Source organism: Colwellia polaris (assembly GCF_002104515.1).
GTDB lineage: Bacteria > Pseudomonadota > Gammaproteobacteria > Enterobacterales > Alteromonadaceae > Cognaticolwellia > Cognaticolwellia polaris.
Genome location: NZ_NBOE01000001.1, coordinates 692,963 through 717,605, shown reverse-complemented (window position 1 = coordinate 717,605; position 24,643 = coordinate 692,963). Strand labels below are relative to the sequence as shown.

Annotated in this window: 22 protein-coding genes and 1 tRNA gene; 10 read left to right on the top strand and 13 right to left on the bottom strand. The window is 38.2% G+C overall.

Annotated features, from left to right (window positions below; translation table 11 throughout):
* Window positions 1-363: 363 nt before the first annotated feature.
* The 4 genes from B6A32_RS03255 to B6A32_RS03240 form a co-directional block, all read right to left on the bottom strand.
* The gene (locus B6A32_RS03255) at window positions 364-2,748 is read right to left on the bottom strand and encodes a TonB-dependent receptor (RefSeq protein ID WP_085301270.1); all 2,385 of its coding nucleotides are present in this window, start codon (window positions 2,746-2,748) and stop codon (window positions 364-366) included.
* Between the two features lie 762 nt (window positions 2,749-3,510).
* On the bottom strand, window positions 3,511-3,789 hold the full coding sequence (gene ppiC / locus B6A32_RS03250; protein ID WP_081179067.1) for a peptidylprolyl isomerase PpiC: 279 nt from the start codon (window positions 3,787-3,789) through the stop codon (window positions 3,511-3,513).
* Between the two features lie 122 nt (window positions 3,790-3,911).
* Window positions 3,912-3,996, bottom strand: a tRNA-Leu gene (locus B6A32_RS03245).
* Between the two features lie 238 nt (window positions 3,997-4,234).
* Entirely contained in the window at window positions 4,235-4,645 is a 411-nt protein-coding gene (locus tag B6A32_RS03240; protein ID WP_085301269.1) for a hypothetical protein, read from the bottom strand.
* Window positions 4,646-4,773: 128 nt separating this feature from the next.
* Here B6A32_RS03240 and B6A32_RS03235 point away from each other — a divergent pair, with 128 nt between their 5' ends.
* On the top strand, window positions 4,774-5,274 hold the full coding sequence (locus B6A32_RS03235) for an RDD family protein (protein ID WP_085301268.1): 501 nt from the start codon (window positions 4,774-4,776) through the stop codon (window positions 5,272-5,274).
* Between the two features lie 105 nt (window positions 5,275-5,379).
* On the opposite strand, the gene lptG is transcribed toward B6A32_RS03235, so the two are convergent.
* Both lptG and lptF read right to left on the bottom strand, forming a co-directional pair.
* Window positions 5,380-6,447, bottom strand: a complete 1,068-nt coding sequence (gene lptG / locus B6A32_RS03230; protein ID WP_085301267.1) for an LPS export ABC transporter permease LptG — start codon at window positions 6,445-6,447, stop codon at window positions 5,380-5,382.
* Window positions 6,447-7,571: an LPS export ABC transporter permease LptF gene (lptF, locus tag B6A32_RS03225; RefSeq protein ID WP_085301266.1), complete on the bottom strand. Its 1,125-nt coding sequence runs from the start codon at window positions 7,569-7,571 to the stop codon at window positions 6,447-6,449. The genes lptG and lptF overlap by 1 nt, the downstream gene beginning before the upstream one ends.
* 252 nt (window positions 7,572-7,823) lie before the next feature.
* Between lptF and pepA the strand changes: the two genes are divergently transcribed.
* The 4 genes from pepA to B6A32_RS03205 all read left to right on the top strand — a co-directional run bounded on the left by pepA (window position 7,824) and on the right by B6A32_RS03205 (window position 13,246).
* Window positions 7,824-9,329, top strand: a complete 1,506-nt coding sequence (gene pepA, locus B6A32_RS03220) for a leucyl aminopeptidase (protein WP_085301265.1) — start codon at window positions 7,824-7,826, stop codon at window positions 9,327-9,329.
* A gap of 31 nt (window positions 9,330-9,360) precedes the next feature.
* Window positions 9,361-9,837 (top strand): DNA polymerase III subunit chi, encoded by a 477-nt coding sequence (locus B6A32_RS03215; RefSeq protein ID WP_085301264.1) that lies wholly within the window; start codon window positions 9,361-9,363, stop codon window positions 9,835-9,837.
* A 22-nt stretch (window positions 9,838-9,859) separates the two neighbouring features.
* Complete coding sequence (locus tag B6A32_RS03210; protein WP_085301263.1) at window positions 9,860-12,730, top strand: valine--tRNA ligase; 2,871 nt, start codon at window positions 9,860-9,862, stop codon at window positions 12,728-12,730.
* Between the two features lie 306 nt (window positions 12,731-13,036).
* Window positions 13,037-13,246, top strand: a complete 210-nt coding sequence (locus B6A32_RS03205; RefSeq protein ID WP_085301262.1) for a cold-shock protein — start codon at window positions 13,037-13,039, stop codon at window positions 13,244-13,246.
* Between the two features lie 480 nt (window positions 13,247-13,726).
* Here the strand turns inward: B6A32_RS03205 and hemH are convergent, their stop codons facing one another.
* Window positions 13,727-14,743 (bottom strand): ferrochelatase, encoded by a 1,017-nt coding sequence (hemH, locus tag B6A32_RS03200; RefSeq protein ID WP_085301261.1) that lies wholly within the window; start codon window positions 14,741-14,743, stop codon window positions 13,727-13,729.
* A gap of 9 nt (window positions 14,744-14,752) precedes the next feature.
* On the bottom strand, window positions 14,753-15,286 hold the full coding sequence (locus B6A32_RS03195) for a glutathione peroxidase (protein WP_408607656.1): 534 nt from the start codon (window positions 15,284-15,286) through the stop codon (window positions 14,753-14,755).
* A 340-nt stretch (window positions 15,287-15,626) separates the two neighbouring features.
* On the opposite strand from B6A32_RS03195, the gene ccmA reads away from it, so the two are divergent.
* From ccmA to ccmE, 5 genes are read left to right on the top strand one after another with little or no spacing between them, the layout of a single operon-like run.
* On the top strand, window positions 15,627-16,298 hold the full coding sequence (gene ccmA, locus B6A32_RS03190) for a cytochrome c biogenesis heme-transporting ATPase CcmA (protein ID WP_233131306.1): 672 nt from the start codon (window positions 15,627-15,629) through the stop codon (window positions 16,296-16,298).
* An 11-nt stretch (window positions 16,299-16,309) separates the two neighbouring features.
* On the top strand, window positions 16,310-16,993 hold the full coding sequence (gene ccmB / locus B6A32_RS03185) for a heme exporter protein CcmB (protein WP_085301259.1): 684 nt from the start codon (window positions 16,310-16,312) through the stop codon (window positions 16,991-16,993).
* 4 nt (window positions 16,994-16,997) lie between these two features.
* Window positions 16,998-17,753: a heme ABC transporter permease gene (locus B6A32_RS03180; protein ID WP_085301539.1), complete on the top strand. Its 756-nt coding sequence runs from the start codon at window positions 16,998-17,000 to the stop codon at window positions 17,751-17,753.
* Window positions 17,743-17,976, top strand: a complete 234-nt coding sequence (gene ccmD, locus B6A32_RS03175) for a heme exporter protein CcmD (protein ID WP_085301258.1) — start codon at window positions 17,743-17,745, stop codon at window positions 17,974-17,976. The genes B6A32_RS03180 and ccmD overlap by 11 nt, the downstream gene beginning before the upstream one ends.
* Before the next feature lie 11 nt (window positions 17,977-17,987).
* Complete coding sequence (gene ccmE, locus B6A32_RS03170; RefSeq protein ID WP_085301257.1) at window positions 17,988-18,473, top strand: cytochrome c maturation protein CcmE; 486 nt, start codon at window positions 17,988-17,990, stop codon at window positions 18,471-18,473.
* Window positions 18,474-18,811: 338 nt separating this feature from the next.
* Here ccmE and rraB read toward each other — a convergent pair whose 3' ends face one another.
* From rraB to B6A32_RS03145, 5 genes are all read right to left on the bottom strand, one after another.
* Window positions 18,812-19,162: a ribonuclease E inhibitor RraB gene (rraB, locus tag B6A32_RS03165; protein WP_085301256.1), complete on the bottom strand. Its 351-nt coding sequence runs from the start codon at window positions 19,160-19,162 to the stop codon at window positions 18,812-18,814.
* Entirely contained in the window at window positions 19,162-19,935 is a 774-nt protein-coding gene (locus tag B6A32_RS03160) for a 1-acylglycerol-3-phosphate O-acyltransferase (protein WP_085301255.1), read from the bottom strand. Before B6A32_RS03160 ends, rraB begins: the two co-directional genes overlap by 1 nt.
* Before the next feature lie 151 nt (window positions 19,936-20,086).
* Window positions 20,087-20,842: an MlaA family lipoprotein gene (locus B6A32_RS03155; RefSeq protein ID WP_085301254.1), complete on the bottom strand. Its 756-nt coding sequence runs from the start codon at window positions 20,840-20,842 to the stop codon at window positions 20,087-20,089.
* Window positions 20,842-22,143 (bottom strand): hypothetical protein, encoded by a 1,302-nt coding sequence (locus B6A32_RS03150; protein WP_085301253.1) that lies wholly within the window; start codon window positions 22,141-22,143, stop codon window positions 20,842-20,844. The genes B6A32_RS03155 and B6A32_RS03150 overlap by 1 nt, the downstream gene beginning before the upstream one ends.
* Before the next feature lie 581 nt (window positions 22,144-22,724).
* Window positions 22,725-24,503, bottom strand: a complete 1,779-nt coding sequence (locus B6A32_RS03145; protein ID WP_085301252.1) for an acyl-CoA dehydrogenase C-terminal domain-containing protein — start codon at window positions 24,501-24,503, stop codon at window positions 22,725-22,727.
* Window positions 24,504-24,643 lie beyond the last annotated feature (140 nt).

The window sequence follows — 24,643 nt, the reverse complement described above, 5'->3', positions numbered from 1 at the left end:
AATCAATTAGATAAACGCTTATTAGCAACTATTAAGGCATTTTACTCGCTTATATTACGTGTATTCGTTGAATTTAATGTGGCCTATATTGAATAGTAATGGCCATTGGTCATAGCCAAAAATACTTCTAAGCTAACGATTAAAATAGTCTTTGAGCTAATCATTTACCTAACATTTTACCTAATCATTGACCTAGCCTTTAACCTTTAACCTCATCAGGTACATAAAATTACAGCGTAACTAAATACCCTTGGGTATTATGCCGTATATACCCAAACTACTTAAGGTATCCATTTTTTAGACATAAAAAAACCGTAGAAGCATCTACGGTTTTAAATCTAAGCTTGAATAACCTTTAGCAAATTAAAAGGTATATTTAAGGCTAGCACCCCAAGTTCGAGGATCATTCCAGTTAGCTTGTACTGAGTTTATTGGTTGTGCATCAACAATTTGAGAATGAACAACAGCACGTGTTAGCACTTCTTCATCAGTTAAGTTTTTAACAAAGAAGTCTACTTGAACATCATCGTTAATTAACCAAGTTAATCGTGCATCTACAATGGCATGAGCATCAACTTTCGTTTCAGGTGTATTAACATCAAAAGCATAATATTCGTCTGAATAAGTTATTTGAACATGTGGAATTAACGCACCGCCATTACTTAAGCCAAATTCATAGTTTGCCGCTAAACCAACCGTATATTCTGGTGCCATCGCAGGAGACCAACCAGCAAAACTAAATTGGCTGTTATTATCATTAATATCCTGACGGCCTTCAAAATTACCTAATCCTAATAACGGACGTAATTGATCATTACCCACTGCGTAATCATCCGAGAACTCAGCATCTAACCAAGTAAAAGTACCTGTAACGGCTAAATTATCGATAGGGTACCATTGCATATCAAGTTCAATACCTTTGGTATCAATACCACCACCATTTTCATAATATTCAAAGCTCTGCGTTGCGCCTGCTTCTACACACTCTAAAACAGTATCTGTAGTGGTAGTATCGCTACAAGCAACAGCAAATAGTTGCGCTTTTACATCATCATATTCGTTAATAAAAGCCGATATATTTAAACGCATGTCACCATCAAGCAATGTGCTTTTCATACCTATTTCATAAGACATAACTTCTTCATTGTCATAAAGTGGATCAGCGCCACGAGAAACAACTCGACTATCGTTTGCTCCACCTGTTCTTATGCCTGTGGCAGCCGACGCATACAACATTAAGTCATCATTCTTATCAAATTCAAGGGCCGCTTTCCACAATACTGCTGAGTCATCCCAATCAGGAATAGTATCGCCAGTGAACGACTTTTCATCTTTGTTATAACGTAAACCACCTACTAAACGTAAGTCATCAGATAGTTCATAACGAAGTTGTCCAAACACAGCAATTGAGTCAGAAGTATGAGGGTCATGATCTGGATTACCCCAGCTAGGTACAACAACTGAATCTGCTACGCCATTGCCGGTTGTATCTGTGCTCGACAGCCATTCCCAATCAGCTTCTTGATCGAAATAATATAAACCTGCAATCCACTGCAACGGACCTTCATGATTTGATGAAACTTGTAACTCAGTTGATATTGTTTTTTGATCATCTTGGCGACCAAAACCACCAACAAAATCTAAACCACCATCGCTGTAATCATTATCATAAAACTGCTTACCGCTGAGTTCTGAATAGTTAGATGTCCATTTAAAATCAGCTGAGTCGGTATACCATTCTAAAATAGCCGTTGCTGAAAATGCCTCTTGTTTATCTAACGACATTGCATTTCGATATACATCGTACGGACCTTCATCATTACGCTCTACATCGTCTCGCTGATAAATATGACCTGGCGTAACCGTTGCGTTAGGGTTATAAACACCTGGACTAGTTTCAGTAAGTGAATAACCAGCAATTTGTTGATAACCCCAAATAGCTTCAGAGTTAGCGTCTTTTTTCGAATAATCTAATCTAAAAGTTGCGTTAAAACTATCACTTGGCTCATAGCGTGTGATAGAGCGAGCATAAAATGAATTTTTTTCACGCAAGTCATCAGAAGGTCCAGCTATAACATGATTTTCAATAAAACCGTCATGTCTATCTGAAGCAACAACAATTCGAGTTGCTAAGTTATCAGCTAAAGGAATATTTAATACACCTTCATACGCACTACGATTATATGACCCCGTAGTTATTTTAATATTACCTTCAACTTCATCCATATTTGGGCGATTAGTAATAACATTAATACTACCGGCAAATGTATTACGGCCATACAACGTACCTTGTGGGCCACGTAAAACTTCTATGCGCTCAATATCAACAAAAGCGCCCATGCCAGCAGTTGTTGTAGGAACATAGATACCATCTTGGAAAATACCGACAATTTGTTCCGCAATACCTGTGCCGGCAACACCTACTTCATTCGTTCTAGCGCCACGCATAGCAGGCCTAACTTCTCCACCTGAGCTACCTACTTTTAATCCGGGAACAACCTGCTGCAACCCTGTTATATCAATAATTCCTGCACGTTCAACATCATCCGCTCCCAATGCAGTAATAGAAGAAGATACCTCTTGAAGATCTTGTGAATGGCGGTTAGCTGTAACCATTATTCTTTCAATTTTATCAGTGGCTTCTGTGTTTTTTTCTTCTGCTGCAATTGCAGATTGGCTTATACATGCATTGACAATAGCTAATGCAATAACCGATTTAACAAGCTTTTTTGATGTAACTGGCTTCATGGTAAATCCCCTTCCTTCATTTAAAGAAATAAATGCTTATATTGTTTTAGTTGTGAATTAATGTTGCTTAAATAATCTTCATTTCCATATTTGTACTTCGAAATCATTTTGATGTCAACCAAAATTGAAAGAGGTGAATATATTTCAACTGTAACTAAATAGTAAATTGAAAGACCACAAGCTAAAACCCAATGACCTACAAGGATATAAAACCAACAGAAAAATAAATATAAAAACATAAATATCAGATAGTTAATCACATAAAAATAAAATACAAAAGGATTTAACGACTATTAAAAATAGTCTTACCACAAAAATAAAGATGAATTTAATAATAAAAAAATAAAATGACTACGAAGTACTGTTTTGGTTTTTTTAGTAGTTTTAATAGTAAATAAAGGTGTGAATAAATTAAGAGGTTTCAAAGAGAAGTTGAATACTAAAAACTAATGACTAAATTAAATTAAGCATCAAAGAAGAGTTGGGAGGCGGCAATCACACCGAATGTAAGCTGTATCAACTTCGCCTTTATCTGGCATATAGAGCGATTAAATTAAAGTATAAAACAGAGTAGGAACTAAACTAAAAATGCATGTCACCTGAAAGTATTCACATGAATGCTTTTATGAATGCACCATTATTCAACATGTTAAACTATTATTTTATCAATGCATTAAACGGTAAAAGACTCTCTAGATACCTCAGAAAGTTTTCGAAGCGCAATGTTTAACAAACAATCAGCGCTTATATCACAGATGAAGATCAGGTCCGATAAAGCACTTTAATCACATGCCAACCGAATTTAGTTTTAACAAGGTGAGGTTCTAATATTGCCCCACTAAAAGCAACTTTATCAAACTGAGGTACCATTTGGCCGCGTTTAAACTCGCCCAAATCACCACCCTTTTTACCTGAAGGACACGTTGAATGTTTCTTAGCTAAGGTTTGAAACTTAGCTCCTTTACCTAATTGCTTAATAATATCTTCTGCAATTTCTTTGTGCTTAACCAATATGTGAAGTGCGTGCGCTGTAGCTGCCATGTAAAGCCTTTTTAATACTCTGTGATAAATACGCATATTATAGCGGTTCATTAATTATTGTTAATATAATCTTTTAGACATAAAAAAACCCCGACTCTTTCGAATCAGGGCTTTATAAATGATGGTACCAGCGGTCGGACTCGAACCGACACGTCTCGCGACAGGGGATTTTGAATCCCCCGTGTATACCAATTTCACCACGCTGGCATAGGCTTTACGCCCGTTTTGCAATTTGCAAAGAAGTCATTTTTTACTTAAAAGCTGATTTCTTTGAAAACTTTCTTTGAAAACTAGTTTTCTAACAATTTCTAGATACTTTTTAAACACTCTGTAAGCAAGAGTTCTTCAATAATGTAAACATCAATGAAGAGGCAGGCATTATACGAAAAATTGCTCCGTTGGCAATAGTTTTTCTTTTTATTATCACTGAGTGCTGTTTATTTGTTCATGAGGCACTAATAGCTGCAGATATCATTTCTTTTTCTACCCACAACCTTGCCTCGAATGCATTATCAAAAAAACCGTATTTAAACCCTGCAGCGCGATACATTTTGCTGAATAAATTCTCAGCTAGAAGTGAAGTTGTGCAATGTTCTAGATTCACAGCAACGATTTTCGATTGACTATGGCGGATAAAGTTTATGTGGTACTCAAGCGTAGACTCTACACTAAGTGCCTCACCTTTAAGGGATAAAATAACACCATAAGTGTGTGGGTCTACTTGTGTTAATGCCCAAAGTAGCTTTTGGTGAAGATGATCTAAATACTCGATATTCCACGGACCTTTCGCCTCAATATAGATAATATTATCTTCTATTGAGAACTTTAGTGTGCCATGTGGTGCAAGGTTAGCCATTATTTATTCATCTCTAATCTCATTAACTAAGCACCTTAAGTATGCACTAATATATAAATTAACCACTATTACTTATACTTTTATATGCCTTTTGTTAGACTATCGCAAATTTTTCTATTGATTTAGCTATGTCATTAACTTCTTATACAACTTTTCCGCGTGCAGGCTTTCGTCGCCGTGTAGCTTCATGGCTTTATGACGCTTTACTTGCGATAGCCGTTTATATGACCGCTGGTGCAGCTTCTTTTTTAATTATTTCTTTATTGGTGCATTTTGGTGTTTTTGATTTACAAGGTCATCAGCATTTAAGCGACACCATCAGAAATACCTCATGGTTACTTTGGCCAAATGAGTTATGGAAACTAGGTTGGGTCTCACTGTTTTTTATCTGGTTTTGGGCTAAAAGTGGACAAACCTTGGGCATGAAAGCGTGGCGTTTGAGGGTACAAAACCAAGACGGTAGCTTGATCAGCAAAACCACTGGCTTAAAGCGCTTACTGCCAACGCTCTTTGGGTTAGGTAATTTTACCGTTTTAGTGGATAGAAAAAACAAATTGAGTTTGCAAGATCGAATGACCAGTACTGAAGTAGTGCTTTTAACACTTGAGGCAAATCGCGGTAGGCTTTAATTAATATTAATGCTGTGTGTAAAAGTTTCGAGATGAATATTTTTTATTATTCATCTCGAAGCCATTCTAAGTTGATATTTTGTAACTTAAGCGGCTAAATTGTTACTAGCTTGCCCGTCTATTCATTAAATAAAGCGCAATACTGACAAAGATAATACTGGGCATAAAAGCGCCAAATATTGCCGGGAGCTGATAAACTAAACTCAGCGAGCCTAGTACTTCGTTAACAATAAAGAATAAAATCCCCGTTGCTACACCCATCATAATTCTAGCGCCCATAGAAACCGAACGCAGTGGTCCAAAGATAAAAGATAGTGCCACTAATAGCATTACCGCTAAGGTAATGGGTTGTGCTATTTTGCGCCAAAATGCTAATAAGTAACGACTTGGATCTTGTTTGTTCGCGTCTAAGTAGTCTAAATAGTCACTTAAGCCTCGAAGCGATAATGATTCAGGTTTTACGGTAACAACACCGAGTTTGTCTGGGGTTAAGGTTGAATCCCAAGACATAGCATCTTGGCTTTCTTTGGTTATTTCTTTTTCGCTAATTTGGGTTTCTATTACATTGCGCAGTTGCCAAGCATCTTTTTGGTAAATTGCGCTACTGGCCGATACCCAGCTAGATAATTTAAGCTGTTCATCAAAACGGTATATTTGAATATCTTTTAGAGAGCCTTGATCTTGCACTTCACCGATATGAACAAAGTAGTCGCCGTCTTTCGCCCAAGTACCAGCGTCAGATGAGATCAAACTTCCGCCTGAAATCGCCTGAGCACGCACTTGTCGTGCAGCTGCTTCGCCTTGCGGAGCTAACCATTCGCCAACAGCCATGCTTACTACTATCAATAATAAAGCCGATCTCATTACTGATTTAATAATATCTAAACGCGAAAGCCCTGCCGCTTGCATTACAATTAATTCGCTACTACTTGCCATCATCCCCATGCCTATTAAGCCACCAATTAAGGCCGACATAGGAAAGAATAACGAGATATCTTGTGGAATAGCATAAAGCACATAAAGCGCAGCATGCGCTAAATCATAATTGCCTTTACCAACAGACTTCATTTGCTCAACAAACTTGATAATACCACTTAAACTAACAAATACGGCTAGGGTAAGAAACGTTGTCGAAGCAATAATGCGACCTATGTACATATCAAGAATACGCATTAAGCTGCTACCTTATTTTTAGCGAGTTTTGCTTTAAATTTACGACCACTCGTTCGACCTTTAACCAATAAACTAAAGCCTAATATAAGCACAACAAAATGAACGGGCCACAAACCTATATATTGTGGAACAGAGCCTTTTTCTATGCCAGATCGAACAGCGGTTAATAGTAAAAAGTAACTTAAAAATAGTAAAAGTGCCGGTAACATTTTACCAAATTTACCTTGGCGTGGGTTAACAACACTCAAAGGTACGGCCACTAAGGTCATGATAATGCAGGCTAATGGAAAGGCAATACGCCATTGGCTTTCAGCACTGGCTTCAGGTGTTTTGTCTTGGTATAACTCATCGGTTGGTATTGCACTTAATTTACGACGCTTGTGGGCCACTTTTTGATCTTGAATTTGAATGTAGTATTTATCAAAAGTAACTTGGCGAAACTCTTTGTTTTTAATATCGTTTTGATAACGTGTACCAGAAGAGAGTATTAAGCGTTGCAAGCCAGTTTCTTCTTCAATAACTTGTCCTGTGGCCGCATAAACTAAGCTCGAATCTATAACACTAGAATTTGGTGTATCTTCATCAGGTAGTTGTGCAACAAATACCTTTTCAAAGGTATTGTCAGCTCGGTTTTTATCGTGAATAAAAACTACCGCCTTCTTATTGCCTGTGGTTTGAAATCGTCCGGCGATAAGTGAACTTAATCCTGAGTCAGCGGCAATTTGATCTTTAACTTGATATTCATACTCAGCCGCCATTGGTGACAAATAAAGCGTAAACATGCCGGTAATTATCGCGGTAACGAAACCTAGTATTAGCGTTACACGCACAACATACCATTCGCTTACGCCACAAGCATGCAGCACTGTCATTTCGTTTTCAGCATAAATACGGCCATAAGCCAGCAATACGCCGAGAAAAAAGCTTAACGGTAATATCATACCGGCAAGATCAGGTATTTTCAGGCCAATAAAAGTCATGACTAAATGACCAGGAATTCCCCCTTCCGAGGCGTCATCTAGCACGCGAACGAATTTATTGCTGATAAATATTGTCATAATGACAAGGAATACAGCAAGTTGTGTTTTGGCAACTTCTTTGAGTAAATAACGAAATATAATCACTAAGTGATCCTATAAAAACTTTCTATAAAACATAGTTTTTTTCTGACATACAGCCATTTTTTGCGTAAACTTGTCATTTTTAGCATTAAGTTAAATGTAAGCTTATCAGGTAATGCTGTGCAATCCGGCTATAATTATAGCCTTTAGCAGAATACAATTAAAAGCAAGCTTAGCGATTATTTACTATTTTTAGCAAGCTTATTAGTATAATTTCTATAAATTATACGCATTTGAGTCAAATTAGGAGACATCATGGAGTTCAGTGTAAAGAGTGGCAGTCCAGAAAAACAACGTAGCGCGTGTATCGTCGTCGGTGTTTTTGAACCACGTCGTTTGTCGGCTATCGCTGAGCAACTAGATGAAATCAGCGAAGGTTATATCAGTAATTTATTACGTCGTGGCGACCTTGAAGGTAAATCTGGACAAATGCTGTTATTGCATCATGTACCAAATATTCTTAGCGAACGCGTATTGCTCGTTGGTTGTGGTAAAGAGCGAGAGTTAGACGAACGTCAATACCGTCAAATTATCAGTAAAACAATTAGCACCTTAAATGAAACAGGCTCAATGGAAGCGGTTTGCTTTTTGTCTGAACTGCACGTTAAAGGTCGCGATACCTACTGGAAAGTTCGTCAAGCAATTGAAGCAACTCAAGATTGTCTTTACAGTTTTAATAGTTTAAAAACCCGTAAAGAAGAACCTCGCCGTCCGTTACGTAAAATTGTATTTAATGTGCCAACACGCCGTGAATTACCTATTGGTGAACGTGCAATTAATCATGCATTAGCAATTTCAGAAGGCATAACAACCTGTAAAAACGTTGCTAACATGCCACCAAACATTTGTAACCCTGCGTATTTAGCAGAGCAAGCACAAATTTTGGCTAACGATTACAACAATGTTACAACCCAAATTGTTGGTGAAGAAGAAATGGAAGCTCTCGGCATGGGTTCATATTTAGCCGTAGGTCGTGGCTCTGTTAATGAATCTTTAATGAGTATTATAAATTATAAAGGCGCTGGTGATGACTCAAAACCGCTAGTACTTGTTGGTAAAGGCCTAACTTTCGACAGTGGCGGCATTTCATTAAAACCAGGCGCAGGCATGGATGAAATGAAATACGACATGGGTGGCGCTGCAGGTGTTTTAGGTGCTATGCATGCCTTGGTTGAACTACAATTACCGATTAATGTTATTGGCGTTTTAGCTGGCTGTGAAAATATGCCAAGTAGTAATGCCTATCGCCCGGGTGACATTTTAACCACGATGTCAGGTCAAACAGTTGAAGTATTAAATACCGATGCAGAAGGTCGATTAGTACTATGTGACGCACTAACTTATGTTGAACGCTTTGATCCTGAACTGGTAATCGATGTGGCTACCTTAACCGGTGCTTGTGTTGTTGCCTTAGGCGCACATGCTACAGGTTTATTAAGTTCTCATAACCCATTGGCGCACGAGTTACTTAATGCTTCAGAGCAAAGTGGTGATAGAGCATGGCGCATGCCATTATGGGACGACTACCAAGACCAACTTGAAAGCCCTTTTGCAGATTTTACCAACTTAGGCGGTAAAGAAGCAGGCACAATAACGGCCGCATGTTTCTTATCACGCTTCACCAAAAAATATCATTGGGCGCATTTAGATATTGCTGGTACAGCATGGCGCGGTGGTAAAAATAAAGGCTCAACAGGTCGCCCAGTAAGTATGCTAACGCAATTTTTATTAAATCGCGCTGGCGCAGAACAAGGCGAATAGTGCTAAATAAATTTATGCCCGGAATAATGTCATGCTAACCCAAGCAATGTTCTACAGTATAGAGCAGCAAAGTAAAGTTGTAGGTGTACCTGAAGAACAGTTACATCTGCACTACGCTTGTTTGCAAGCGGCTCATTTTTACCGACAAAATATGCGAGTATTTATTTATACTCTAGATCAACAAAGCGCCCATGATATTGACGAAATGTTATGGGCTTTTGATCCTGACAGCTTTGTACCTCACAATTTAATTGGTGAAGGTCCAAAGCAAGGTGCTGCTGTTGAAATAAGCTGGCAGCCACCAAAAAATCGCCGTGCGGTTTTAATTAATTTAACCCGTGAAGTACCCAACTTTGCTAACCAATTTTCACATCTGATAGATTTTGTGCCTAGTGATGACTCCTTAAAAGAACAAGCTCGAAACCGTTTTCGTACTTGTCGTCAATGGGGGTTCAACGTAGAACACCAAGTTGCAAGTGCTGCACAAACTATCGATACAACCAGTTAAAAAATTTCTGACGGAAACTCTGATGGATAAAACATTTACCCCCTCTGACATTGAACAATCCCTTTATAAAAGTTGGGAAGAACAAGGTTACTTTAGCCCAACCGGTGAAGGCGACAGCTACAGTATTGCTATTCCACCGCCAAACGTAACCGGCAGCTTGCATATGGGCCATGCTTTTCAGCAAACCATTATGGACACGCTAATTCGTTATCAACGTATGCAAGGTAAAAATACCTTATGGCAAACGGGTTGTGATCATGCTGGTATTGCAACGCAAATGGTCGTTGAACGTAAAATTGCCGCAGAAGAAGATAAAACTCGCCATGATTACGGCCGTGAAGGCTTTATTGATAAAATTTGGCAATGGAAAGAAGAGTCTGGCGGTACTATCGGTAAGCAAATGCGTCGTTTGGGCAACTCTATTGATTGGAGCCGTGAGCGCTTTACCATGGACGACGGTATGTCTGAAGCCGTACAAGAAGTTTTTGTTCGCTTGTTTGAAGACGACCTTATTTATCGTGGTAAACGCTTAGTAAACTGGGATCCAAAATTCCATACCGCTATTTCTGATTTAGAAGTAGAAAACAAAGATAAAAAAGGCCACATGTGGCACTTGCGTTACCCGCTAGCTAATGGCGCTAAAACCGCTGACGGACTCGACTATTTAGTGGTTGCCACTACTCGCCCTGAAACCGTTTTAGGCGACACAGGTGTTGCGGTAAATCCTGAAGATCCTCGTTATAAAGATTTAATTGGCAAGCAAGTATTACTGCCATTGGTTAATCGTTTAATTCCTATTGTTGGTGATGAGCATGCTGACATGGAAAAAGGCACAGGCTGTGTAAAAATAACCCCAGCGCACGATTTTAACGACAACGAAGTCGGTAAACGCCATCAATTACCACAAATTAATATATTAGATAAAGACGCTGCTGTATTAGCCGAAGCAGAAGTTTACGACACTAAAGGTGAAGTGTGCGATGCATACGATACAGCCTTACCAGCAGAATTTTCTGGCATGGACCGATTTGTTGCACGTAAAGCCATTGTTGCGAAATTTGACGAACTAGGTTTGTTGGTCGAAGTTAAAGACCATGATTTAGTTGCTCCGTATGGCGATCGCTCTGGTGTTATTATTGAGCCTTTATTAACAGACCAATGGTATGTACGCGTTGAAAAATTGGCTGGCCCTGCTGTTGATGCAGTAAAAGATGGTCAAATAGAGTTTGTACCTAAGCAATACGAAAACATGTATTTTGCTTGGATGAACAACATTCAAGATTGGTGTATTTCACGCCAACTTTGGTGGGGACATCGTATTCCAGCTTGGTACGACGAAAATGGCAAGGTTTATGTTGGTCGTACCGAAGCAGAAGTACGTGCTAATAACACGATTGCTGACGATGTTAAATTACGCCAAGACGACGATGTACTTGATACTTGGTTCTCTTCTGCGCTTTGGACATTCTCAACACTGGGCTGGCCTAAAAACACTGAAGATTTGAAAACCTTCCACCCAACTGATGTGTTGGTTACTGGTTTTGACATTATATTCTTCTGGGTTGCTCGTATGATCATGATGACCATGCATTTCAACAAAGATGAAAACGGTAAGTCACAAATACCCTTTAAAAAAGTTTATATGACGGGTCTTATTCGCGATGAAAATGGCGATAAAATGAGTAAATCAAAAGGTAATGTTGTTGATCCTCTAGATATGATCGACGGTATTTCGCTTGAAGACTTATTAGAAAAACGCACCGGTAATATGATGCAGCCAAAGTTAGCGGCAAAAATTACTAAGCTGACCAAGAAAGAATACCCTAACGGAATTGAAGCGCATGGTACAGACGCCTTACGTTTTACTTTAACGTCAGTTGCCACCACCGGGCGAGATATCAGCTGGGACATGAAACGACTTGAAGGTTACCGTAATTTTACTAATAAATTATGGAATGCCAGTCGTTATGTCATGATGAATACCGAAGAGTTTGACTGTGGTCGTACGTCGCCAAATGCACCAGCAGGAGAAATGAGTTTTTCTTTAGCTGATCGTTGGATTATGGGTCAATTTCAACAAACCGTAAAAACAGTACATGAAGCGTTTGACACATATCGCTTTGACCTTGCTTCACAAGCTTTGTATGAATTTACCTGGAACCAATTTTGTGACTGGTACTTAGAGTTAACTAAACCGGTATTATTTAAAGGTAATGAAGCACAGCAGCGCGGAACACGTCATACCCTAGTTACTGTTTTAGAAGCATTGTTGCGTTTAATGCACCCAATTATGCCGTTTATCACTGAAACGATTTGGCAACGTGTTGTGCCGTTAACTAACTTTGAAAAAACGGGCGATAGCATTATGATACAAAGCTTTCCGCAATTTGATGAAAGCCAATGTGATCAAACCGCTATTGACGATTTAGAGTGGGTTAAACAACTTATTGTTGCTGTTCGTAATATTCGAGGCGAAATGGATATTGCCCCTAGCAAACCATTGCCAGTGCTGTTGAAAAACGTAAATGCTGACGACCAACGCCGTTTATCTGAAAATGAGCAATTTATTAGCGCCTTAGCTAAGCTTGAAAGTATTACCATACTTGCCGATGACGATAACGGTCCTGCTTCAGCAAGTGCCGTGGTTGGTAGCTTATCACTATTAATTCCAATGGCTGGCTTAATTGATAAAGATGCTGAGTTAGCGCGTTTAGACAAAGCAATTGATAAGTTATCAAAAGATGCTGACCGTGTACGTGCCAAACTTAATAATGAAAGTTTTGTTGGCAAAGCACCTGAAGCAGTCATTAATAAAGAAAAGGCAAAGTTGGCTGAAGCTGAATCCACCATAGCTAAAATGGTTGACCAGAAAGCTCAAATAGCTGAAATTTAATTAGTTAATGTAAAATAAGCTTTAAAAGCCAGCATCTTAGCTGGCTTTTTTTTATTATAAAAAAGTCTGCCAATCTTGGTATTTTATAGAGATTCCTAAATTCTATTGTGTTAACATGACTTCGCGTTGAGTTTTTGCGTTTCGGGATAAGGAGAGATCTTGTGGTCAACAGACCTATGATCAGCCTAGACGCTTTAATATGTGTTACTGGAAACCTTTCTCTACCTTCTTTTAGATAGAGAGCATTTACTCCGTATATGGCCGTTTTGGCTAAACTTTAATTTTTGACCTGCGAGAAATGTTGGTATGTCTGATACAGTAACTGGTAAAGTAAAATTTTTTAACGAATCTAAAGGATTCGGTTTCATCGAGCAAGAAAACGGCGCTGACGTTTTTGTTCACTTTAGTGCAATCTCTGGTGACGGTTTCCGTACTTTGACTGATGGTCAAACGGTAACTTTCAGCGTAAAACAAGGCCAAAAAGGTCCTGAAGCTGAAAACGTAGTTGCATCTTAATTTAAAGTGCAAAATTTTCTTTAGTTACCACTAAAGATAGATAAAAAAACGAAACATATGTTTCGTTTTTTTGTTTCTGGCTTTCAATAAAGTAGCTTATCAGCACTTATCGTTTTTAAGCTTAATCTTTTTAAGCTAAACGTTTTTAAATAACCTTAACTTTGAATTAGTAACCACTACTCAATACTTTCTTTTCCCTACTCGCTATTCTGTATTCTGTATTCTGTATTCTGTATTCTGTATTCTGTATTCTGTATTCTGTATTCTGTATTCTGTATTCTGTATTCCAGCATTAGAAGCTAGGTAGCTAAATTACCTGCACTAGATAAACGTTTAGGTTTGATATAGGGAAATTAAGTATTAATAGAACTTTGTATGATGCTAACTTAGTATGATGCTAACTTAACTATGCCTTATAAAAAAATCAGCAAAAGCTGCTGATTTTTATGCCAATAAAACGCTTATTCCCCTGATATTAGGTTAAGTAATATGAGGCTCTATCAAATCGAGCATAACGTCAATATGTGCGTCTTGATCGTTTAAAGCAGCAATGTAATGATACTTTTCTCCGCCAGCTTGAATAAATATATCTTTATTCTCGTGTACTAACTCTTCTAACGTTTCTAAGCAATCAGCACTAAAAGCCGGGCTAATAATAGCAACATGCTTATTACCTGCTTCAGCTAAACTTTCTAACGTTTCGTCAGTGTATGGTTTGAGCCACTCGGCCTTACCAAAACGAGACTGAAAGGTCATAACATAATCATCTTTGTCTAAGCCTAATGCCTCAACGACTAAACGCGTGGTTTTATGACTAAAGCAATAATATGGGTCGCCCTGCTCTAGAAAATACTTTGGCATACCATGATAAGAAAAAACCAACTTGTCAGGCTTACCATGCGCTTCTATGTGTTTTGTAATACTCTCTACTAAAGCTTTTATATAAAGCGGTTTGTCATGGTAACTACTTTGAAAGTGAATACTGGGTATCCAGCGCCAGGATTTAACCTTATTAAATACGGCATCAAAGGTTGCCCCGGTAGTTGGACCGGCATACTGAGGGTATAACGGCAACACAATAATGTTATTCACACCATTTTTTTGGAAGCGTTCTAAGGCATTGCCAATCGAAGGGTTGCCATAACGCATAGCAACATCCACCATTACGTTATCGCCATACTTTTGTGTCAGCGCAAGCTCAACTTTAGCTTTTTGTTGTTTGCTGATCACTAACAAGGGCGAACCTTGCTCTGTCCAAATACTCTCGTATAGTTTGGCTGACTTTTTTGGGCGTACTCTTAAAATAATGCCATGTAAAATTATCAACCAGACCAAGCGAGGAATTTCTACTACACGAGGATCTGACAAAAACTCTCGCAGGTAACGCCTTAATGCTCCTGTTGTAGGGCTATCGGGTGTGCCTAAGTTAGTTAGTAATACGCCTGTTTTCGAGGTGCAATCATGAATTTCTTTACTTTGCCCTGCATATCTTGACATGGATTATCTCTATAAAATTTCGTTAATTGCCTGAATAAACTCTGCTGAGTCAGGCTTTACACGACTATTAAAATGCTTAACTGTTTTACCATCTGCGCTAACGAGGTACTTATAAAAGTTCCACTTAGGTGCTGTGGTTTTATCTGCTAATGTCTTAAAAATTGGATGTGCTTCACTGCCAAAAACATGCACTGGCGAGAGCATGGTAAATGTTACGCCATAATTAACAAAACATATATCGGCGGTATCTTTTTCATTATCTTCTTCTTGGAAAAAATCATTTGAAGGAAAACCAATCACTACTAAGCCTTTATTTTCATATGCTTTATGTAAGCTTTCAAGGGCTTTAAATTGTGGAGTAAACCCGCAATGGCTGGCGGTATTAACAATTAATATGGCTTTACCTGCGGTTAGTTGGCATAAATCTAGTTGCTCTTTAGCGTGTAATTTTTTCTCATTGTGCTGCATAAACGCTAAACAAGACGAGGTTGGCTTTAACTGTTCTGATTGAGCAATATCGACATTTTTTTCGGCTTTCACCATAAATGAAGTTAAAGCCATCAAGGTAATTATTGTGAAGTATTTCATGCGTTTCCTTTCAGCACTTTTGCAAAGGCATATTATCGTAATTATTCAAGCAAAGGAATTGCCTATACCGTTGAAAATGCCTCATTAATAGATTTATTTTATATACGAAAGTCATTGTGGTTTTGATCACATAACTTACATTTAGAGATAATAAATAAAGAAGCGCTCGGAATATCTGTTACTAGCCTTTATTGAACGATATAGTATCATAAGCAAAGTTGCATTGACTGACATAAACACGCGTTAATGCTTTGCCCCTAATATCAAAATGTATCAATTAGTTAAGTGAAAAAGTTTGTCAAACCTAAATATCGAAAATAAAGCCACATCAACAAACAATAATAGCTTGTTAAGCGCGCACAATTTAACTTGTATTCGTGAAGAACGAGTTTTGTTTGAAGATTTAAATCTCAGTATTTTTCCTGGTGATATTTTACAAATTGAAGGGCCTAATGGCGCGGGTAAAACCAGTTTAATGCGAATACTTGCTGGCTTATCTCAACCTTATGATGGCGATATACAATTTCAAGGTAAAAGCATTACAGATCAGCGTGAATTATTTCATCAAAATTTATTATACCTAGGGCACTTACCTGGTGTTAAAGACGAACTAACTGCGCAAGAAAACCTAGCGTTCAACCTTGCTTTACATGGACTAGATACCAGCACGGCTGAAAGCACGTTAACTGAGGTTAACTTATTAGGCTTTGAAGATGCACTAGCTTCGCACTTAAGTGCAGGACAGCATAGGCGCATTGCTTTATCGCGATTATGGCAGAGCCAAGCTAAAATTTGGATTTTAGATGAGCCTTTTACTGCAATCGACAAACTAGGCGTAGAAAAGTTAGAGCAGCTATTTTTGCAACATGCTGATAACGGCGGTTGTGTCATTTTAACCACGCATCAAGATCTCTCATTACCCGCCGAGCGAGTAAAGAAAGTTTCTTTAGCTTATCGGTTTTATTAGGGTAATTATTCATGACACAACTTTCTTATCGTGCCGCTTTCGCGTTAATTGTTAAAAGAGATTTAAGAATCGCCTTTCGTCACCGCGACGACATTATTAACCCCTTACTTTTCTTTATTATTGTTGTAACGCTTTTTCCTTTAGGTGTGGGCCCAGAAAGCACCATGCTCTCACGCATTGCACCCGGCATTATTTGGGTAGCAGCGCTATTATCGACTTTACTCTCGCTGGACAGGTTATTTAAGTCTGATCATGCTGATGGCTCACTTGAGCAGATGTTACTTAGCCCACATCCGATATTTATTTTAGTTTTGGCTAAAATTGTCGCGCATTGGTTACTCACCGGCTTACCCTTAATACTCATAGCACCTTTGTTAGCGGTATTATTGCATTTACAAGAAAGTAGCTACATCGCACTAATGCTTACCCTATTATTGGGCACCCCTATATTAAGTTTACTAGGTGCTATTGGTGTCGCTTTAACCGTTGGTATCAAAAAAGGTGGGGTGCTGTTAAGCCTGTTGGTATTGCCACTTTATATACCGGTACTTATTTTCGCTACCAGTGCCATTGATACTGCCGGAATGAACTTACCTTATAACGGACAACTTGCTATAATCGCGGCAATATTTTTTGCCTCGTTAACCTTGGCCCCCTTTGCTGTTAGTGCAGCGCTGAAAGTGAGTACAAATTAATATGATGTGGAAATGGCTTCATCCTTATGCAAACCCTGAAACTAGCTACCATTTTGCAGGTAAAATACTACCTTGGTGCGCACGTTTAGCTTTTGCATTTTTAACCATAGGTATTACTTGGGCATTATTGTTCGCCCCTGCAGATTACCAACAAGGTGATACTTTTAGAATTTTCTATATCCATGTACCTGCGGCAATGCTTTCTATGGGGATTTACCTCGGTATGGCTATTGCTGCTTTGTCAGGCTTAGTTTGGCAATTAAAATTAGCCGATGCATCAGCAGCAGCTATGGCGCCCATTGGTGCTACTTTTACATTTATCGCTTTAATTACAGGCTCGGCATGGGGAAAACCTATGTGGGGAACTTGGTGGATTTGGGATGCTAGGCTGACTTCAGAACTAATATTATTATTTTTATACTTAGGCGTTATGGCTTTACACAATGCCTTTGATGACAAAGCTTTAGCAGGTAAAGCAGCAGGCATTCTTGCTTTAGTGGGTGTTATTAACCTACCTATTATTAAATACTCAGTTGAGTGGTGGAATACGCTGCACCAAGGCGCAACCGTAAGTAAGTTGGGCCAACCTTCCATGACTGCTGATATGTTTTGGCCATTTTTAGTGTGCTTTATTGGCTTTGCTTTTTTAGTAACCGCCTTAATATGCCTTCGCTTTCGTACTGAAATATTAAACCGAAATAGTATGCGTCCTTGGGTACGTGAATTAGTGACTACAGAGGTGAAAACGCATGCAGTTTGATAGTATCAGCGCCTTTATAGATATGGGCGGTTATGGCTTTTATGTTTGGTTATCTTATGGCGTAAGTATTTTTTCCTTAGCCCTATTAATTTTTACTAGTATCAGTAGCCATAAAAAAATTAAGCTACAAATAACTCAACGCATTAAACGTGAAGAAAAATTACGCCAAGCGGCTAAATTGCAGCAAGCACAAACCAGTAATGACAATAGTCATAACATTTAAGAGGTAATATTATGAATCCCCGTCGTAAAAAACGATTAACGATAGTAACGTCATTAATCATAGGTTTAGGTGTAGTGGCAGGACTTGTTTTGTATGCATTAAGTCAAAATATTGATTTATTTTATAAGCCATCTGAAATATACAATGGTAAAGAAGACACAGGTCTAAAAGCGATAGACGGTCAAAGGTTACGTATAGGTGGCTTAGTTGTACCAGGTAGCGTACATCGTAATAGTGAGACCTTACACGTAAGCTTTAAACTTGCAGACATGAGAATGCCTATTAGCTTCTCAGAAAGTGACCCAACGGTTACGGTTACTTATGACGGTATATTGCCTGACTTATTTCGCGAAGGCCAAGGTATAGTTGCCAACGGCATATTGGTTGATGGTAGCACAATTAAAGCCAGTGAAGTACTCGCAAAGCATGATGAAAACTACATGCCTAAAGAGCTAGCTGACGATATGGGTAAAAAACACGAAAAACCAACATATTAATTTATCTCTCGAGCTATCAAGTTTATTTTAATTAGCGACTGATAATTAATAAACTCAGGAAAACTCAATAAAAAAACGCAAAGTGTCACCACTTTGCGTTTTTTTTGTGACCGGATTAAAACCGTTTCTACTTTTATCTATGCGCTATTGATGTCGATGGTATGCCTTAAGCGCAACAACTGAAAATATACCGACTAATGCGACGATAAGAGTGAATAACAATAATGCTTCAGCCCGTAATAAAGTATTTAACCAATCTATCGGGTAACTTTTTATTGTTAGTCATGAATATTTAAGCATATTTAAATACGCTTAAGCATTCATACTAAGGATACGATTTACTCTTCGAAGTATGTGCCCCAACCATCGTATTCAACTTTACATTGTTTTGCTAATTCGTACATTTTTTTTGTTTCATCAAAAATAATGTCAAAATCTAAGGCTTGCTCGGTAATAATGTCAAAAGCAAAAACTTTCTCGCCTGACTCTAACTCAGCCTCTTCTGGCTCTTCAATTTCAAAACCACTTTTAAAGGCGGTAATCGCGGCTTTCTCAAGCACATCAAAATCAGCGCTAGAAAAGTGATGCTCTATGGTGTGGTGCACTTCTTCGTTAGTGCCATCTTCGACTAACGCTGCGATTAAGTCTTCGGTGTGCTCTTTCCATTCTTGTAATTCTTCATCGATCATTATTTTGTCTCACTTTTTTGCTTATTTTGTGAATTCTTGTCATTAACTTTTGGCAACTCATGACCCGTTTCGTCGCTTAATTGTGTTATTTTAACTAGCATATCGCTACGTGTTTGATTGGTTATACTGCGAATTTTGTCTTTATCTTCACAAGATAAATAAACCGGCGGTAAGAATTCAACAATCATTTTACCGTTATCCCAGCGATTTAAATCTATGGTTTTATGTGTATTACTCGCACACACTGGAACAATTGGCACCCCTGCTTTAGCAGCCGTTCGAAATGCGCCAGTTTTAAAAGGTAATAAACCTCGACCATAGCTGCGTGTTCCTTCAGGAAAAAGCCATACAGATAGCTTTTTTTCACGAATTTTATTGGCGGTCATGTCGATGGTATTCATGGCTTTATTTTTGTTTTTACGGTCAATTAAAATATTACCGGTTAGCCAATACATTTGCCCGAAAAAGGGGATCCACTTTAAACTTTTCTTGCCAACACTCACAGTGCCAGGTTGAACCGCATTACTTACCGTAAAAATATCATAGCTATTTTGATGGTTACAAACGTACACCACAGGGCCAATATTTTTTACTGAATCAGGTATTCTAATTTCGACCTCTAGACCTAAAATTTTTGAAACTTTACCTAAATACTTAGCTGTATGATGAACATTGTCGCGATGAAATGGTCGGATCAAACAGAGTAAAATTGAACAAATGGAGGTAATAACTAAAGCCAAAGTCATCAATATGACACGTATAACAGCTAACAAAAGACATTCCTAGAAAATTTATAAGGCGTGATTATACCTTTAATTGATAAAATAGCTAAAACTACTATGCATTCTATTCGCTGAAAAATGTCTAACGAACATATCGTCATACAGCTATCATTTTGTATATACCTAAAGACAGTAGAGTCGCTTATCGCGCCACTTGAATTTCTCGGTACTTTTTATAAAGTAGTTTTAAATACTCATACTCAAAAGCTGAGCCCGAAGCATAATACCTAAAGGGTAGCCTAGCTCTAGCGTCAATACTGTTGACAAGTGAAAGGTACAACTCTTGTTCAGCTGTCATACCAAATATATCTAGTACTTGTTGGTCAGCAAAGCTATCGAACGCCAAGCCTGTAGCATCTCTAAGCGACGATGGCCCCAATAAAGGTAAAACTAAGTATGGACCAGCCCCTACGCCCCAAAAACCTAATGTTTGGCCAAAATCTTCATTTTGCTCAACTAAACCCAAAGGTGTTGCAACATCTAATAACCCAACCATGCCGATAGTTGAGTTTACAAAAAACCGTCCAAAAGTCTCACCTGCCACGGAAAATTTAAACTGTAAAACCGAATTAATAAAGGTTGATATTTCAGCTAAATTATTAAAAAAATTACTCAGTCCGGTTTCAACAACATCTGGGGTAATTGCTTTATAGCCATCAACTATAGGCAATAATACATACTCATCAGCTTTAGCATTAAAATAATACATTCGGCGATTAAAGCCTTCCCAAGGATCGTTATAAGCACTAAAAACACCAAGCTCTTGATTATTCTCAGGCACAGGCACTATTGGGGTAGCGACATTATTTTCTAATTGAGGAACTGAGGAGCATGCCGCTAATAAAGTACAAGCTAATACCATAATATACCTACGGCATTTATTTGAAATGGCTAACATTAGTTCGTCCCTCTTTGGAATGTGGTATCAAGATATTCAACAAAATTTTGTCTATCAAAATTTCCACAATGCCCACCACGAGGAAAAATTTTTGCCCGGCTACCAAAAATATCTTTTAAATAATCAATTTCACCTGCTTGCAAAATAATATCGTCTTTACTCGTCACCAAAAATACTTTCTCTGAGCTTTTTAAATAATCTTCAATTTGGTGCAAACTATAACGCGTAATAAGATCTGCTTTAGTAATATTGGGATCTTCTTGCTGTGCTCTTGGTAGCATAGCGCGATCAAAATAATCGCCAAAGGTAATATTACTTGCCCGCTGCATAGAGTGAGTTAAACTTTCAAGCTTATCTATTTTGTGGTTTTTATAAGTAATTGCGCCGGTATTAAAGCTCACATCAATAGCAAATATCATATCCGAAGACGACATTCTAAAAGATGCGCCAATTAACAGCTTTAATTCTGCTTCGGTTAACTCAACATTTTTAAATAAGCTGTATATAGAGCTTTGATCAAACTTTGAAGATCTTTGAGCTGAATAGACTGTTGAAAATCGAGCAAATATTTCATCGAACATGGCTACAGCAGCAGGCCGGTTGTTACGCAGATCAAAATATTGGTCGAGAATACTGACCGAGTTATACAAACTCACCGGTGGGTTAATTAATAACACTTTTTCAAAATTAAACACTTGCTCTTGTTCATCAAGTAACGCCAAAAATGCAGAGTGCGCACCGCCCAAACTATAACCTGTAAGTGAAAATGACGATGCTTGTACCTCATCTTCGGCTTGAACTTGTGCCCAAACTAACTGCATTACCTTGTACAAATCTTTTGCGTCATGCGTTAAATCACCGGGCATGTATTTCGTGTTTGTTGAGTTAACAATAAAATTAGCAAAGGTTGGTGAAGATATAGAAATGACATGATAACCCTGCTGAAAAAAACTTTTTTGAAGGCTGACCATCTTAGCGCTTTCAAAGCTTGCGCCTGTCCCCGCTATAACAAAAATTAACGGCGCATCACCTTCTTGTTTAACTAGTGAGTATTTCATTTGCTTGTTAAACCAAAACACTTCAGAAATTTCATCGAGTGGTTTAATCGTAATGCGCTTATTAATTGTATCAAGCGTATCTGGAAGGTCGGCAGCGGGTATTTGACAGTAACCGGTAACTGTTGCTTGATAACGGGAATAATCTAAGTCGCAAACAGTTGGTGTATTCTCTTCAACCAAATTCGCTTCTTTACTGGTACACCCTGCTAATATCAGGATGAATAAAACACTCAAAATTCGCACAAAATATTCCTATTGCCATGTATTTAAAAGTTTATTTGTTCTCTAAAACTGATAAAACACAGCACCTTTATTGTGCTGTATTTAAGCATTATAGCTTTGCTTTTGAGTACTTGAATAATATCCGCTAGTTTATTTAACGAAAAATTATTTGATTTGAGCGCTAGGTTAAAAGTTTTATAATTACAGCGCTTAGCTATATTCTAACTTTTGACAGCAAAAAAGTATCTAACTTAGCGAAGTAATTGCTAACTAATTTTTCAGCAGTAATCTAAATAGCTCTTTCAGTGCTGTGTTTTTAAATCATAATTTTAGACATTTCTTTCAAATAGCAGGTTCAAACAGCAAGTTCAAACAGTACCTTTAAGAAATATAGCAAGCTAAAGTTCATCGTTTTATCAACGTCGATGACCTTTCTCCCCAGCAATATAAGTAATTAAATATAGGCAATAAAAAAGCCAACTCAAATTAATGAATTGGCTTAAGTAGATGTTACCAACGCTTATGAACTAATCGCAATTTTAGATACTGTGTTAGTTATTTAAGTTTAGTAACTAAAACCAGTGATATAATAAGCAAGTTGCTTAAAATAGCGCTTCGTCGATATCAAACAATGCACTTTGTCCAGACTTCGCTGATGTTATCAATGACTGACAACGTGGCAGTAATCTTGAAAAGTAGTAACGTGCTGTACGAATTTTACTTTCGTGAAAGTTTTTATCTTCACTCGCAGATAAAGATACTTCAGCCATTTTAGCCCAAACGTAAGCCATAGCGGTGTAACCAAAAACGTGTAAGTAGTCATTAGCTGCACAACCAAGTTCTTCTGGAGAAGCTTGTGCGGCAGTTAACAAATGCTCAGTTAAATTAGCGAGTTCATCTGTTGCTGCTGCCAATGGTTGCGTAAACTCTTGCATAGACTCACTGTTACATTGTGCGATATATGCGCGAACTTCTTCTAGAAACACCAAGACTAATTTGCCTTTACTACCCGCCACTTTACGCGCTAATAGATCCATCGCTTGAATACCATTAGTGCCTTCATAGATTTGTGAAATACGCGTATCACGCACTAATTGCTCTTGTCCCCATTCTCTTACGTAACCATGACCACCAAATACTTGTTGGCCAGCAACTGTACTTTCAAAGCCAAGGTCGGTAAAAAAGGCTTTAGCAATCGGTGTCATTAATGCCACAAGATGGTCTGCTTTTTCTTGCGCTTCACCAGTACCGTATGTCGCTATATCTAATTGCATAGCAATATACGTTGATAACGCACGTGAACCTTCATTTAACGCCTTCATGTTTAATAACATACGACGAACATCGCCATGAACGAGTAATGAATCAGCTTGAGCATCAGGTGATTTTACGCCTGATAACGAGCGACCTTGAATTCGATCTTTGGCGTATTCTAAAGCATTCTGATATGAACGCTCTGCTGCACCTAAGCCTTGAATACCAACACCAATGCGTTCAAAGTTCATCATGGTGAACATACAGGCTAAACCTTTATTGAGTTCGCCAACTAAATAACCTTTAGCGCCATCAAAATTCATTACACAAGTAGCAGAGGCATGAATACCCATTTTGTGTTCGATAGAACCACAACTTACGTTGTTAGACTCGCCAATGGTTTCATCGTCATTTACAAGAAATTTTGGTACTAAGAATAAAGAAATACCACGAGGACCTGCAGGTGCATCAGGTAGTTTCGCCAGCACTAAATGAACAATGTTTTCAGTTAAATCATGTTCACCGGCTGTAATAAATATTTTTGTACCTGATATTAAGTAGCTGTCATCATCTTGCGGCACGGCTTTTGTTCTGATCATGCCTAAATCTGTGCCAGCATGTGCTTCAGTTAAACACATACTTGCTGCCCAATCGCCAGCATACATACGAGTTAAATAGCGATTTTTTAATGCTTCGCTACCATGTTTAGCCAACGATAGTCCTGCGCCAGTCGTTAACCCTGGATACAATGAAAATGAGATATCTGCAGAGCACAGCATTTCTTCATGAAATGCGGTAATCATTTTAGGCATGCCCATGCCACCAAAATCAGGATCACCACCTAAAGATGTCCAACCGCCTTCGGCATAGGTTTTAAATGCATTTTTATATCCTGGTGCGGTAGTGACATTACCGGCATCAAAAGTAACACCAGTTTCGTCGCCATTACGTGATAAAGGGGCTATTTCTTGCTCAGCAATTTTTGCACAACCTTGCAAAATAGCTTCTGCGGTATCTTTGTCTACCCGTTCAGCCAATGTGGGTAATGACTGCCATAATTTGTCAGCTTTAAATACGTCATACAACAAAAAACTCATATCTTTCAAAGGCACTTGATAATCAGCCATTACATTCTCCGAACAGGTAATTTAAACAATTAATTAAAACACGTGTTTGAATATATATTAAACCCAGTAAAAGTAAAGTAAAAACGAGAAATTAGCTTGCCAGCAAAAATTAACGTAAGCTCTATTAAGGCACAGTTGAA

Coding starts and splice junctions, on each gene's coding strand:
- B6A32_RS03240 (WP_085301269.1), bottom strand. CDS start 4,645: ATGGCTAACCTTGCACCACATGGCACACTAAAGTTCTCAATAGAAGAT.
- B6A32_RS03180 (WP_085301539.1), top strand. CDS start 16,998: ATGTGGAAATGGCTTCATCCTTATGCAAACCCTGAAACTAGCTACCAT.
- ppiC (WP_081179067.1), bottom strand. CDS start 3,789: ATGGCAGCTACAGCGCACGCACTTCACATATTGGTTAAGCACAAAGAA.
- B6A32_RS03155 (WP_085301254.1), bottom strand. CDS start 20,842: ATGTTAGCCATTTCAAATAAATGCCGTAGGTATATTATGGTATTAGCT.
- ccmD (WP_085301258.1), top strand. CDS start 17,743: ATGCAGTTTGATAGTATCAGCGCCTTTATAGATATGGGCGGTTATGGC.
- ccmB (WP_085301259.1), top strand. CDS start 16,310: ATGACACAACTTTCTTATCGTGCCGCTTTCGCGTTAATTGTTAAAAGA.
- B6A32_RS03255 (WP_085301270.1), bottom strand. CDS start 2,748: ATGAAGCCAGTTACATCAAAAAAGCTTGTTAAATCGGTTATTGCATTA.
- rraB (WP_085301256.1), bottom strand. CDS start 19,162: ATGATCGATGAAGAATTACAAGAATGGAAAGAGCACACCGAAGACTTA.
- B6A32_RS03210 (WP_085301263.1), top strand. CDS start 9,860: ATGGATAAAACATTTACCCCCTCTGACATTGAACAATCCCTTTATAAA.
- lptG (WP_085301267.1), bottom strand. CDS start 6,447: ATGCGTATTCTTGATATGTACATAGGTCGCATTATTGCTTCGACAACG.
- ccmE (WP_085301257.1), top strand. CDS start 17,988: ATGAATCCCCGTCGTAAAAAACGATTAACGATAGTAACGTCATTAATC.
- B6A32_RS03205 (WP_085301262.1), top strand. CDS start 13,037: ATGTCTGATACAGTAACTGGTAAAGTAAAATTTTTTAACGAATCTAAA.
- B6A32_RS03235 (WP_085301268.1), top strand. CDS start 4,774: ATGTCATTAACTTCTTATACAACTTTTCCGCGTGCAGGCTTTCGTCGC.
- B6A32_RS03145 (WP_085301252.1), bottom strand. CDS start 24,503: ATGGCTGATTATCAAGTGCCTTTGAAAGATATGAGTTTTTTGTTGTAT.
- pepA (WP_085301265.1), top strand. CDS start 7,824: ATGGAGTTCAGTGTAAAGAGTGGCAGTCCAGAAAAACAACGTAGCGCG.
- B6A32_RS03195 (WP_408607656.1), bottom strand. CDS start 15,286: ATGGTGAAAGCCGAAAAAAATGTCGATATTGCTCAATCAGAACAGTTA.
- B6A32_RS03215 (WP_085301264.1), top strand. CDS start 9,361: ATGCTAACCCAAGCAATGTTCTACAGTATAGAGCAGCAAAGTAAAGTT.
- hemH (WP_085301261.1), bottom strand. CDS start 14,743: ATGTCAAGATATGCAGGGCAAAGTAAAGAAATTCATGATTGCACCTCG.